This window comes from Alteromonas sp. a30 (assembly GCF_026788005.1).
In the GTDB taxonomy this organism is placed as follows: Bacteria; Pseudomonadota; Gammaproteobacteria; order Enterobacterales; family Alteromonadaceae; genus Paraneptunicella.
This window is the reverse complement of the sequence record NZ_JABEPE010000008.1, coordinates 153,719-167,055: the sequence shown is the minus strand read 5'-3', so window position 1 is coordinate 167,055 and position 13,337 is coordinate 153,719. Positions and strand designations below refer to the sequence as shown.

Genomic DNA, 13,337 nt, shown 5'->3' with positions numbered 1-13,337 from the left:
GTTAACATGCACAGTCAAGAATTGTTGTTGCTCTTCGACAGCGTTCGGCGTCATGCCGAAATTGCCATAATTTACTCAGGTGATCCTGATGATTCGAAACATGTTTTGTATCGCAGCGTGAACCCGAGGAACTGGAAAAGCTATAAGGATGTGGCGGGTAATATTGCGTCGGCATTAATGTCCTTAGGATTTAAAAAAATACATCTGATGGAAGAGGGGGCGGGACTTGCCGCAGAATTGAAAAAAAAGCGGATACAATATGCTTGGCTAAACACAGCAGGGGTTCAAGGTTTCGATGCCGTAGGGCATTGCGCTGCATTACTGCAAAGTCTAGGGATTCCTTATGTTGGGCATCTTCCTCTGCAAACTGCATTGATGGACGATAAGGAGATCTTCAAGCAGTTTTTAACTGGAGCGGGATTCCGTACCGCGCCTTTTGTTACTTGGCACCCTCGTCAAAATGGTTCACCTCAATCAAAAGAGATGTTTTATCAAAAACTGAACAACATTCTGCCGTGGCATAGCGGCAAGTGTGTGGTGAAGCCTGCTTCTGGGCGGGCGTCGCAACATGTTTATGTGGCAAATAAACCGGCAGAAGTGCTTGAACTTGTGCAACATGTCTATTCCGAAACTGGCAATAAGGTGCTAATTGAGCAATTTCTTTCAGGAAAAGAATATTGTATTTCGGTAATGGGCAGCCTGATACAAGAAGACAGTAGTCAAGGCCCAAACTGGATGACTCGTCACCAATCGCCATTTTGCTTTGGGCAATTCGAACGTGTTCTCGATAAAGACAGCGATATTTTCACTTCAATGGATGTTCGTCCAATTAGTAAAAATGTGGTGCATTTTCTTGATCCCATTCATAACGGCAAGGTTATTCGGGAACTGAATCATATTGCAAAATCAATATATACCCGTCTAGGGCTACATGGGTTAATTCGTTTGGATTTACGCATGGATGCAGCCGGTCGAATGCATGTTTTAGAGGCTAATCCTAAGCCCGATTTGAAGGCGCCAGAGCAAGGTGTGTCCAGTTTAGTGGCGATGGGAATTGAGCAAATTGGTTTGGATTATAACGAACTGATTCGCCAGCTTTTTCTGCAAAGTTTAGATTATCAGTTGTCCTATACCGTTGTTCCAACTCAACTTAGTTGGATGCATGGCGAGATAGAGGCTCAATGGCGAAAGCGAAAGGCATTGCTATGAAGACATGGCTGGACTTTTCGACCACCGTGAAAAATATTATTTCGCTGCAACTGGTGATGGGGCTATCAATTGGCCTGCTGTTTTTCATTGGTGTTGGTGAGTCGTATCGGGTTGCACCGTCCCTCATCCTGACCAATGTTTGTAATCAAGGAGGGTTATTAAAAGAAGCGATTAATAACAGCCTCAAATTGGGCTTACCAATTGAGTTCCCGGGGTTTCAAACTCGCGCGGCAACGCTGTATTTGCAAAGTGATTACATTGACTACGCAGAAGTGCTGACTGATAAAAATCAGATAACGAGAGACGATAAAAGTAAGCAAGTGCTTACATGTAACATTGCTGGTGAATCGCTGCTGGAAATTATAGAGATAGATTGGCTGGGGATATTGTTGCAACGCGAGCCTAAGCAGGCGTTTGAAATTCAGTTGCTATTAGAAGATAAGTTTGGCCCTGTTGGACGCCTACGCATTGTAACCGAGCAGGGGGTTTTTAGTCAGGATATTAACCAGATTTTTAGCGAAATTTTTATCGTTTCATTGCTGGAGGTGTTGTTGGTGCCTATTTTAGTTTCCCGCATTCAAGGTTACTTAGGTAAATACCAACGGTGTCAAAGCATCATTCAGAAGGGGCTCTATCACGGCGCCTTTGTGTTGGTTGCGCTTATTATTATCGATCATCAAATTGCGCTATATGCAGAACAAATTAAGTCTCAGTCTCACTCATTAGCGAAGAACCTTGCAGAGCGCCTAAGCGTATCGGATCAACTTGGCTTTGATTTACAGGAGGATTTCACCGGATTAGAGCGGTTATTGCATGCTTATCGCGCTGAAAGTCAGGATATTAGCCACGTGTATTTATTGCATCATGGCAAGGTGATTGGCAGCGCCACATCCTCCCAATATCAATCCTATACAACCACGGAAAAGACATTTGCGTCGCCCTTTCAGTTTCTAACACCCGAACAAAACGCCGCTTGTGTCTCGTTTAAATCATCGCACGATCAGGGCGACTTTATGATGAGTTGTTTACGTGTCGGGGGCTCTCCTTATCAAGTTTTAGTTCAAACGCCTTGGAACACGGTGTATGGAAAAATATGGCGTTCTAGCCGCAATTTCTTCATGTTATTTATCGCATCAGCGTTGATTTCTAACATCTTTCTTAATGCGTTAGTGTCGATTCGAAGCCGGATTGCTAAAGCTGAAAAATGTAATTCTCCCGTACTCGATTGCGATGTTGAACCTTTGCTGGCTATGCAACTGGTTAAGCCCATCTTGGCATTGGGTATTCTAATGGATGCGCTTAATATTGCATTTTTACCTGCTTATCTGGAAACCCTATTTTTTCGTTCAGATTGGTCTGTTTCTAGCGTATTTGTTGCTTATTTCATTGGTTTTGCTGTCGTATTAATCCCCGCAGGACGCTGGGCAGAGTCCAACAATTTAAAGTTAATGATGTGGGTGTCTCTTTGTATTAGTGCAAGTTCTTTATTTGGGATGGCCGCTACTCAATCACCTGTCTTTATTTTGGTGTTAAGAGTGCTTGCTGGGATTGGTCAGGGCATTTTTTTCATATCGATGCAAAGTTACTTAATCGAGATTGAAAGACAAAATCCCGGAGTCTCTGGGCCTCGGCAATTAGTGATTGGTTTCAATGTAAGCACGGTTTCTGGCGCGGCAATTGGCGCGTTATTAATGCCAATGTTAGGAGAAGCGATGGTCTTTATTTCAGGGGGAGTCATCGGTTTGGTGTGTGTACTTTATACGCTGCTAGTCATTCAAGATTTAACTCAAAGCTGGTCGCCAATTCGACGCTCTCCCACTAGAAAATTACCACGAATACAAAGAATTCAGCGCTATTTAGCGGAGCAACCAAAAAAGTTACGCAGCCACCTTTCATGTTTATTTACCGATATTGAATTCAGTAAAACCCTCTTTTTTATCGGTTTGCCCACGAAAGCCCTATACACCGGCTTATTGATTTTCATCATGCCTATCTTTTTGAAAAGCTTAAACTTAAACACGGAGCTAATCGGGCAAATATTAGTTTTTTATTACTTTGGCGTACTATTAACAACATCCCTAGGTGCCAAGTTTAAGCAATGGGCTTGGCCTCCAAGAATTCTCATACTTGCAGGCGCGCTAGGCAGTGGTGTTGGGTTGATTCTTATTGGCGTGAGTGAATGGGTGCTAGCTTATTACAATGTTCCTGTCTCCCAAGGAGAGAGTCTTCATAACTGGCGCTTGGCTTTGGTGACAATTGGTATTTTAGTTTTAGGTTTGGCTCATGGTTGTATTCATGCTCCGGTGGTGTCTCATGTTACGCAAATATCATTAGCGAAAGTCATTGGGCCAGCAACCACAGCAACCTATTATCGTTTTTTTGAGCGAATAGGTCATGCCTTTGGACCTAGTTTAGCCGCAGTGTTATTCATTGATTTGAACGGGAAAACGCAGCCTCAGCAATTCCTGATGGTTGGCTTGAGCCTCATGCTGATGGGATTAGCCTTTATGTTAATAAGGCCCATTAGCTGGTCCCGAAAAGGCGCGGCGCAAGGGCTGAAGCAGTCAACGAGGGAGAAACACTCATGAGTCGTTACTTTTACCTACTGTGCTTGATTCTTCCATGCTGCGCTGCTGCCAATGTCAATGTGATTGATGTCACCTTTTGTGAGCGCATACAAAATGCTCTTTCTCTGTTGGAATCTGAAAACAGCGTGCAGAGGGTCGATTCCAGTTACACTTGCGAAGTTGCTCCTCGGTCTTGGTTATTTGGCCTGAGGCCCGACGACGCCTTTTCAATGCCGATCATTATTAAACCAAAGGCTTTATTAAATAAGCGAAAGGCAAGCTCCGAAAATGTAAAGCCTGTGCTTCTATTATCGCCTAAATGGTCAGATGCTTACGATGAAGCCAGTGCCACCATTATTGATCAATTCACCAATAAAGGGCTGCTGAGAGAATATATTCTGTTTAATTACCAAGGGCAGGAGTCTCAAGCGGACAATATGATAAAACAGGCAGAGCGCTCAGGCGTTGAGCTGATTTTTTCCGTTGGTTCAGCGGTCACAGAATATATGACCCAAACCTATTCCGATGGAAGTATTCCCGTTGTGACGGCATGTAGTAAAGATCCCTATTCCATTGGTCAAGTGGACCCTGCCATTGGTATGAGCCAGAACAATATTGCTTATACCTCGTTAAATATCAGTGTCGAAACACAAGTCTCTTATTTAAAAGAGCAGTTTCTTTATCACCTGAAAAAGATCGTTGTGATTTATGACCAAGCCAATACCAGTTCCATCATTACCCAAGTTAAGCCACTTGAAAACTATCTTAAAAATGATGAGTTCGGCATTGAGCTGGATAAGATCAAAGTAGATTTAACGCGCGTTGAAGAAACCTTATATCAACCGATGGAGCGGGTGGTTGACTTGTCAAAAGACTCCGGCGATACCGTATTTCTTATTACCGGAAGCACCGAACTTTTCAATTTGATTGGTTATGTCAATTATTTTGCGGGCCATGTGCCTATTTTAAGCGTGACGCCTAGCCACGTAAACGAAGGTGATAAAAGCGTATTTGTGTCTATTGGTGTGAGTTTTCGGACCAATGCCAAGTTAGCCGCCGATTATGGCGCCCGTATTATTCAAGGTTTAGCAAAAACCGAAACCCTGCCGGTTGGGGTGGTGTCCATGCCGGATATTTCCATTAACTTCCTACGTAAACCGAGCTACCAATTGAAAGTGCCTTTTAGTTTTTTTGAAGATTCTTCCTTTATTTACAACTACCACGGTGAAGCAGTACGCAGAAATGGTGCGACTGTGGTCCGATAATGCGAGGTGGGTATGGGGATAGATCATGAGCCTGTTTGTGGAGAGGATTTAGAATTGGTTGAGGTTCCGACAACCAGCCCTAATGATGACGCAGCGGAAAGCATGTATCACGCTTTTCAAAATTGTTCGGAACTCATGCTCGCAATGGAAGAAGTGGAACTACTGATTGCGTATTTGTCTCGTAATGGGAAAGAGCCCAGTTTTGAATTGTTAAAATCGACCCTCGCTCAACGCAATCTTTACCTTCAAGATGGGCGTCTTCACAGTGACATTGAGTCAGAGTTCTGGGTGAATTATCGTGCTTTGGTTAGAGCGATCTACCCGGCAACGGTTTCAAGTATCAAAGAAACCTGCCCGTCAGGTGTGTGGAAAGAACGTTTCCCGAATACAGTTCGTCGAGTCAAGCGTGTCCCCATCTATTATGGCATTTCAGTGTTCTTATTAATTTTGTTTACGGTGAGTTTGCAAACCTATTCCATGATTGGCGCTGGGGTGCTTAACAAAACATTCGATTTGTTTAATAAACGCAATGCTATTCAAACCGAGTTGAGGCAGTTGAAGCAAATCCAAGGGGTTGACCCTTCGGGGAATCATATTCGTCAGTTGATTAAATTTGAGCGAGAAGAACAGCAACTCGATCAGGAATTCGACGCGAATCGCACCTTGCTCTATAAATGGAATGATGTGTGGCAACTCGGGGCCGATGAACCGGTTCGCTTTTCATCTTTTGATGAATATAAATACCAACATCAGGCTGAAGTGATTAAAGAAAAAATTGAGGCGCTAGAGTTTGAACAGACATTGCAACAAAATCCGCAGGAGTTAACGGTGGTGAAGTTGAGCTTGCAAGAAAATCAGCAGGCTTTGCATCAACTGGAAATCAACCGAAAATTAAATGAGTCCCGAAATCTGTTTTTTTCAGAGCGCTTATCGGCAGTGTATGTGGTTAACCTATTAGAGCACTACATCTTGCCGTTACTTTTCGGCTGCTTGGGCGCGTTTACGTTAGTGTTAAGAACACTCCATGAGGCGTTTAAGTTAGGGACATTTACCCTTAAAAATGTACTCGATTACAATATTCGAATTGTCCTCGGCGGTGTGACGGGGATTTCTAGCGGTATGTTTTTTAGCGACACCTCGATGCTTCCATCCGGTGATTTTGCACCGATGTTGGTAGCTTTTGTTGTGGGATACAATGTCGAGATTTTGTTTATGTTAATGGATGACATCGCATCCCGGCTTTCAACCAGACAAAAGAAAGAGGAAAATAAAATGAAGTCAAGTAGTCACGACAATTCGTCGGATTAACTTACATCACATTAAAGTGAGAATTTCGTCTAGGAATATTTTCCACAAAGTTTTTCCAGCGTTGAAATTCAACTAATTTAGCGTCTGCATCGGTCATATTCATAATGTCTTGATGCCACGTAACCGCGCGCTCATAAACCGACATCGGGACTTCTTTAACATTCACTTTTTTCTTTAACGTCAATAAGCTGAAAGCAATATTACCCACGAGGTAAACGACGAAAACTAACTTTAATATCAACATCGACTATATTCCATATCAGTGCCCAAAGAAGAAACAACCCCATGCCTAAGTTGGTCAAAGCCATGGCATAGGTATACCAACTAGTGGCGTAACTTGGGAGAGACGCCAAGCCCAATACATAACGCAAAAGTATAAATACTGAGGTCAGAATTAATAGGCTTGAGGCGATCTGCGTTTCTCTCGACTTAGCCACATTTAGCGTTTTGTGAGCCTTGTCAATTAAAACTAATGTGAGCGTGTTCAGTGTGACCCAAGCTCCTCCCCAAACCTCTTGTTTTATACTTACACCAAAGAGATATGTATCGGGATGAATAAGCTGCCACAATACTGGATCGAGAATAAACTCGGAAAATTCCAATAAAGTGAAAAGCGAAGCGGTAATCATTAAAGAAGAAAACGTTTTAAAGTACCAAGTGCTCACAATAAAAATGAAAGCAAAAATAAAAGGAAGACAGTTATTAATTGTTATGACAACTTCAATCATTGTGTTTCCTTTTTAATGAACTAATTTGCATGTATTGATTAAATCTCGATGCAAAAACCTAAAAGGCAAAGAGATTGGCTTAGCAGTTGTTGACCTTCATCTGGCCATTTTCCATCTCCACCAATATTCGTTTCAATCTCTTTGGCCGTTTGGCTTTCAATTTTTTGAGGCCCTTCTGTTTGCTTTATATCGAGCGTTACAGTTTCTTCCGAACCTGCGACGCTAAGAGCTGAAAACAGCACGGTACAAAGTGACAGTGTTTTTAGCGTATTATTGTTTTTCATTGTGTGTTTCTCTTTTGGTTAAATAGGGTGTTTTAACGCTTTGAAACAGCAATGTGAGTGTGTGTTTTAGGCAATATGCTGAAAATCAAAGCGGTTTGTATTATTACCTTGATTTTCGTATATATAAAGATGATAAAAATATCCTTTGAGGATTCAATTTTACAAGTTATTGATTTTTAAGGTTAAGTATTTCATTAAGGTGAATTTCATTTTCAAATATTTGTTATTTGTTTTGACAAATCTCTAAAGCTTCTAGTGCTCTTTTTCGTGATGTTGAAAGATCGACAATAGGAGACGGGTAACTCTGACCGAGTGTTATGCCATAAAGTTTAAGCTCGGAAGATGAAGCTTCCCAAGGTGAGTGGATGTATTTTTTCGGTAGACGACTTAATTCAGGAACAAAACGTTTTACGTATTCACCTTCTGGGTCGAACTTCTTGCCTTGTGTTACGGGGTTAAAAATGCGGAAGTAAGGAGAGGCGTCTGCGCCAGAGCCTGCAACCCACTGCCAACTAGCCGCATTGCTAGCAAGATCGGCATCTAATAGGCAGTCCCAAAACCATTGTTCCCCTTCTCGCCAATCGATTAACAGATTTTTCACCAAAAAAGAGCCAACAATCATGCGAACTCGATTATGCATGTAGCCTGTTTGCCAAAGTTCTCTCATGCCCGCATCAATAATAGGATAACCGGTTAAACCTTGCTGCCATCGCTCAAGGGATTGTTGATCACGTTGCCAAGGGAAGGCATTGAATTTGGGCTGGTGGTTTTGCTCTGGGATATAAGGAAAGTGATATAGCAAATAGTAAGAGAATTCGCGCCAACCTAATTCGGATAAATAGCAATCTAAGTTACTGTCATCGAATGGGTTAATGCCTTGTTCTTGCGCCGCTTCAAAAATGCCGTGCCATATGCGATTAATGGAGATTTCACCAAAGTGTAAATGTGGAGATAAATGTGAAGTGCCAGTAATGCTAGGGAAGTCTCGTCTATCTTTGTAATAAAAAGCCGACTGTTGTTTAAACTTCAAAAGTTGTTTTTCTGCGCCGTCTTCTCCGGGTTGCCATAATGGGTAGAAGCCTTTGTCCCAGCCTAATGATGAAAGTAGGTTCAAGTCGTTGATGCCTTGGTGCGCAACGCAGGAATGATATTTCTTATCCACTTTTATGAATTGCAGTGCTGTAGGTGAAGGTTCTGGTGCGCGCGGTTCGAGCTGCCTTAAACAGCCTTTTCGATAATACGGTGTAAAGACCTTGTAAGGCGTGCCGTCAGATTTAAGTACCTGAGTGGGTTCCCAAAGTAAGCTGCCATTAAAGCTCTTTACTGCAATATTGTGCGATTTGAGCGAGGCTTTAATATTAGTGTCGCGCTTTATACGCCAAGGTTCGTAACAACGATTCCATACCACACTTGTACAAGCGTGATCATGACATAATTCGGGAATAATTGTGCTTGCATCACCACTGAGGACCAATAAATTGCCTTGTAGTTTATCGTTCAATGCCGTGAGCGAATGATGTAACCAAGAGCGTGAAGCCGCGCCCATTCTCCATTGCTCAGCATTAATGTCATCAAGAATGTAAACTGGCAAAATAGCGCCATTATTGGCGGCATCAATCAATGCCGGGTTGTCGTGTAAACGCAGATCTTGCCTAAACCAAACAAGGGTTTTTATTGTAGAGGAAAATGTGGTGTCAGAAGTCATTGCGCTTTCCTTAGAATGGATTTGCTGAACATGTCAGCTACTTTCACATATAGAAAAGACACTACGTGTGTCTAGGCGGAAAAGATCGCTGTATAAGTGCGTAAAATCGCGCCGCTGTTCTGTTCTATTACCTGAGAACCTGCTAATCCGGCTGTTTTTGCAAGTTCTGTATTGTCTAACCAAAAGTGTAGTTGTTGAGTGAGTGCTTCGCTATCGCTTACCAAATGTAATGCGCCAGCCTCCTTAAGTGCATGGCAGATGGCAGGATTATTGTAAATGTGTGGACCCATAACAATAGGCAATCCGAGCATGGCTGGTTCAAGGGCATTGTGACCGCCTTTTTCTGCCAAACTTCCCCCTACAAATGCAATGTTGGCTTTCGCATACAAAGGTTTAAGCACTCCCATTTTGTCGGCAAAAATGACGTCGGTATCTGCGCTAAATTGTTTGGCGGCAGAAGCGTCACTAAGTTTTATGTAATTTAATCCCGATTTTTGTAAAAGCTGCGCGACTTTATCGAAACGCTGAGGATGACGCGGGACTAAAATCAGGAGTAAGTTTGAATGACTTCTTTTAAGCTCCTGATAGGCGTTAATTAATGTGCTTTCTTCTGGTTCATGGGTGCTGCCTCCAATAATGACGTTGCGGTTATTGGTATCAAATAAGTGGCCAAATTCTTCAATATTTAGCTTATCTTGCTCAGAAAGTGATTGGTCGAACTTGATGTTGTTGGTGAGTTGAACTTGCGATGCGTCAGCACCTAATTGACGGTAGTTGTGGTAGTCGACTTGGCCTTGAGCGCAAATGCCACTGAGCTTGTGAAGCATGGGAGTAAATAACGCACTGATCTTTTTATAAGAACGACATGAGCGTGTGGTCATTCGCGCATTGATAATGTGTACGGGAATATGCTTTTTCCAAGCTAAGTGAATCAAATTTGGCCAAAGTTCTACTTCTGTCACTAGAATCTTTTGGGGTTGTACTTTCTTAAGCAAATTCGCCATCGCAATGGGCGTGTCGTAGGGTAGATATAAATGGGTGACGCTATCTCCAAGTAACTGAATTGCTTGCGCTTTTCCTGTGGCAGTGGTGGTGGTGACAGTAAAGTGAAGCTCTGGATGTTGCGTTTGAATCTGTTTAATCAACGGTGCGGCCGCAACCACTTCTCCTACCGATACACAATGAATCAACACGCCGTTTTTATGTGTGAGGTGAGGCAAAAAGCCGTATCGCTGCACAACTTTCGCGCCGAAGCTGTTTTTACCTGTGAGCAATTTATAGGCGAGTACCATTAGCAATACGGGTAAAAGTAAGAAAGTGACAAGTGAATATGCCCAGCGCGCCAACTCTTGCGCGAAGCTCGGCGAAAATGCATAAGGCGTGTAACGGGAAGGATTTTGCTTATCTGGCATAAGAGTCAATGTCACTTGGCTAGTGTGCGGCGAGTTTAACAGATTTTGCGTTGTACTCTCATGTGACTTTTACGCCAAATTATGGGGTTTACGCTAAAATTACATTCTTTTTTCAGGCGGTGCTTGTCTCGCTAACTAGGCCGCGATTAACATATGCGCAACTTTCCAATCCATACCCAAAAGAGAAAGGCGAGTACAAGAATTTAGAATAAGCGTTTCTACTTTTGTTTTGGGTTTTAGGCACGTTCTTTGTGTCATGGATTACCACACCATCAACGACTAGATAAGGTTTTAACATGATTGAGCATTTAAGGCAGGAACTTGCTGTATTAAAAGAAGAAGGTCTATATAAAGGGGAGCGCATTATCACTTCCCAACAAGATGCTGATGTAGAAATTCTTGGTGGCGAGCACGTACTGAATTTTTGTGCGAATAACTACTTGGGGTTGGCAAACCATCCCGACCTTATCGCGGCGGCAAAAGAAGGGTTAGATGAACACGGTTTTGGGATGGCATCGGTACGATTTATTTGTGGCACTCAAGATATTCATAAAACCTTAGAGCAGAAAATCAGTGATTTCCTTGGCATGGAAGACACCATTCTGTATTCCTCTTGTTTTGATGCCAATGCGGGGCTATTTGAAACCTTATTAGGCCCAGAAGATGCCATTATTTCTGACGCACTGAATCACGCAAGCATCATTGATGGCGTGCGTTTATGTAAAGCAAAACGTTACCGTTACGCCAATAATGATATGGCGGAATTAGAAGCTAGACTTAAAGAAGCAACGGAAGCTGGCGCGCGCTTTAAATTGATTGCCACAGATGGGGTATTTTCGATGGATGGCATTATCGCCAATTTACAAGGCGTATGTGATTTAGCAGATAAATACGGCGCAATGGTGATGGTGGATGACTCTCACGCTGTTGGTTTTGTGGGTGAAAATGGTCGTGGTAGCCATGAACATTGTGAAGTCATGGGGCGTGTCGACATCATCACTGGCACATTAGGTAAAGCGTTAGGTGGGGCCTCCGGTGGTTTCACCTCGGCGAAAAAAGAAGTGATTGATTGGTTAAGACAGCGTTCTCGCCCGTACTTGTTCTCGAACTCACTGGCCCCGGCTATTGTCAATGCCTCTATTAAAGTATTGGACATGTTGGCCTCGGGCGGTGAGCTACGCGATAACTTGCGTCGCAATAGCGCGCATTATCGTAAGCGTATGTCAGAAGCTGGCTTTACATTGGCTGGAGCAGACCACGCCATCATTCCTGTTATGTTAGGCGATGCGGCCCTTGCGGCGAAAATGGCAGATAAAATGCTAGAGCGCGGTATTTACGTTGTCGGCTTCTCGTTTCCTGTTGTACCCAAAGGTCAAGCACGTATTCGTACGCAAATGTCGGCGGCGCATACCCTTGAACAGTTAGACAGAGCCATCGATGCCTTCATCGAAGTTGGCAAAGAATTAGGTGTTATTTAATGAAAGCACTATCGAAATTGCACAGAGAAAAAGGCATTTGGATGACCGAGGAAGAAAAACCCACGGTTGGACCAAATGACATCTGCATCAAAATTCGCAAAACCGCCATTTGTGGCACCGATATGCATATCTTCAACTGGGACGAATGGTCACAAAAAACCATTCCCGTGCCTATGGTTGTTGGTCATGAGTATGTAGGCGAAATTGTAGAAATTGGCTCAGAAGTTTGCGGTTATGCTGTTGGCGACCGTGTTTCTGGTGAAGGCCACATCATCTGCGGGCATTGCCGCAACTGCCGTGCGGGGCGTCGTCACTTATGTCGAAACACCATTGGTGTGGGCGTAAATCGACCGGGGGCTTTTGCCGAGTATTTGGTTATTCCTGCGGTTAACGCATTTAAAATTCCCGATAACATTAGCGATGAAATGGCCGCGATTTTCGACCCCTTTGGTAACGCAGTTCATACGGCATTATCCTTCGATTTAGTGGGCGAAGACGTTCTGATTACTGGTGCTGGGCCAATCGGTATTATGGCGGCAGCGGTTGCTAAACATGTGGGTGCGCGTCATGTGGTGATAACCGACGTGAACGAATATCGTCTTGCGCTTTCCGAGAAAATGGGGGTAACACGCGCAGTCAATGTTGCCAAAGAAAAGCTCGAAGATGTAATGGTCGAGCTGGGTATGACAGAAGGCTTTGATGTTGGTCTTGAGATGTCTGGCGTTCCATCTGCGTTTTCTCAAATGTTAAGCAACATGAACAATGGCGGCAAAATTGCGCTATTGGGTATTCCGCCGGAAGACATGGCTATCGATTGGAATCAGGTTATCTTCAAAGGTTTGGTCATTAAAGGCATTTATGGCCGAGAGATGTTCGAAACTTGGTATAAGATGGCAAGCTTGCTACAAAGTGGTTTAGACTTAAGCCCAATTATTACGCATGAGTTCGATATTCAAGACTTCCAGAAAGGTTTTGAAGTGATGGGCTCAGGGCAGTCAGGTAAGGTGTTATTACAATGGTAGACAAGTTTAAGCATATCTCTGTGGCGGATTCTCGCAAAATGTTGGCGGAAGATGTGGCTATCTTCGTTGATATTCGTGATATTACTGCGTATGCCGCGGGGCACGTAAAGGATGCTGTGCGTTTGGATAACGCGAGCATTCCCGTTTTCTTGCAAAAAAACCCCAAGGAAACTCCTATTATCGTGTATTGCTATAAAGGCATTTCTAGCCAACAAATTGCTGATTTTCTAGTTGGGCAAGGTTTTGAAGATGTTTATAGCATGGATGGTGGTTACGACGAATGGGCCGCAACCGCGCAATAAAGGTGGTTGGTTAGTGACGATGAAAAAGGGTCTTTTGTGGAGACCCTTTTTTGTGCG

The 13,337-nt window shown here is 43.3% G+C and carries 12 protein-coding genes; 7 read left to right on the top strand and 5 right to left on the bottom strand.

What is annotated here, in order from left to right; all coding sequences use genetic code 11:
- Nucleotides 1-6 precede the first annotated feature (6 nt).
- From HJG39_RS10050 to HJG39_RS10035, 4 genes are read left to right on the top strand one after another with little or no spacing between them, the layout of a single operon-like run.
- Nucleotides 7-1,209: a hypothetical protein gene (locus HJG39_RS10050; RefSeq protein WP_268408913.1), complete on the top strand. Its 1,203-nt coding sequence runs from the start codon at nt 7-9 to the stop codon at nt 1,207-1,209.
- Complete coding sequence (locus tag HJG39_RS10045) at nt 1,182-3,797, top strand: MFS transporter (RefSeq protein ID WP_268408911.1); 2,616 nt, start codon at nt 1,182-1,184, stop codon at nt 3,795-3,797. Before HJG39_RS10050 ends, HJG39_RS10045 begins: the two co-directional genes overlap by 28 nt.
- Nucleotides 3,794-5,041: a hypothetical protein gene (locus HJG39_RS10040; RefSeq protein ID WP_268408909.1), complete on the top strand. Its 1,248-nt coding sequence runs from the start codon at nt 3,794-3,796 to the stop codon at nt 5,039-5,041. Before HJG39_RS10045 ends, HJG39_RS10040 begins: the two co-directional genes overlap by 4 nt.
- A gap of 12 nt (nt 5,042-5,053) precedes the next feature.
- On the top strand, nt 5,054-6,349 hold the full coding sequence (locus HJG39_RS10035) for a hypothetical protein (RefSeq protein ID WP_268408907.1): 1,296 nt from the start codon (nt 5,054-5,056) through the stop codon (nt 6,347-6,349).
- A 1-nt stretch (nt 6,350) separates the two neighbouring features.
- Here HJG39_RS10035 and HJG39_RS10030 read toward each other — a convergent pair whose 3' ends face one another.
- The 5 genes from HJG39_RS10030 to waaA form a co-directional block, all read right to left on the bottom strand.
- The gene (locus tag HJG39_RS10030) at nt 6,351-6,515 is read right to left on the bottom strand and encodes a hypothetical protein (protein WP_268408905.1); all 165 of its coding nucleotides are present in this window, start codon (nt 6,513-6,515) and stop codon (nt 6,351-6,353) included.
- A gap of 34 nt (nt 6,516-6,549) precedes the next feature.
- Nucleotides 6,550-7,077, bottom strand: coding sequence for a hypothetical protein (locus HJG39_RS10025; RefSeq protein WP_268408903.1), 528 nt, complete (start codon nt 7,075-7,077; stop codon nt 6,550-6,552).
- Nucleotides 7,078-7,115: 38 nt separating this feature from the next.
- Nucleotides 7,116-7,361: a hypothetical protein gene (locus tag HJG39_RS10020; RefSeq protein WP_268408902.1), complete on the bottom strand. Its 246-nt coding sequence runs from the start codon at nt 7,359-7,361 to the stop codon at nt 7,116-7,118.
- 223 nt (nt 7,362-7,584) lie between these two features.
- Entirely contained in the window at nt 7,585-9,066 is a 1,482-nt protein-coding gene (locus HJG39_RS10015) for a cryptochrome/photolyase family protein (RefSeq protein ID WP_268408900.1), read from the bottom strand.
- A gap of 71 nt (nt 9,067-9,137) precedes the next feature.
- Entirely contained in the window at nt 9,138-10,478 is a 1,341-nt protein-coding gene (waaA, locus tag HJG39_RS10010; RefSeq protein WP_268408898.1) for a lipid IV(A) 3-deoxy-D-manno-octulosonic acid transferase, read from the bottom strand.
- Between the two features lie 296 nt (nt 10,479-10,774).
- Between waaA and HJG39_RS10005 the strand changes: the two genes are divergently transcribed.
- Genes HJG39_RS10005 through glpE form a run of 3 tightly spaced genes read left to right on the top strand, consistent with a single transcriptional unit; the run spans nt 10,775 to nt 13,280 of the window.
- The gene (locus HJG39_RS10005; protein WP_268408896.1) at nt 10,775-11,956 is read left to right on the top strand and encodes a glycine C-acetyltransferase; all 1,182 of its coding nucleotides are present in this window, start codon (nt 10,775-10,777) and stop codon (nt 11,954-11,956) included.
- Complete coding sequence (tdh, locus tag HJG39_RS10000; RefSeq protein ID WP_268408894.1) at nt 11,956-12,978, top strand: L-threonine 3-dehydrogenase; 1,023 nt, start codon at nt 11,956-11,958, stop codon at nt 12,976-12,978. The genes HJG39_RS10005 and tdh overlap by 1 nt, the downstream gene beginning before the upstream one ends.
- Nucleotides 12,972-13,280 (top strand): thiosulfate sulfurtransferase GlpE, encoded by a 309-nt coding sequence (gene glpE / locus HJG39_RS09995; protein WP_268408892.1) that lies wholly within the window; start codon nt 12,972-12,974, stop codon nt 13,278-13,280. The genes tdh and glpE overlap by 7 nt, the downstream gene beginning before the upstream one ends.
- The last annotated feature ends 57 nt before the right edge of the window (nt 13,281-13,337 follow it).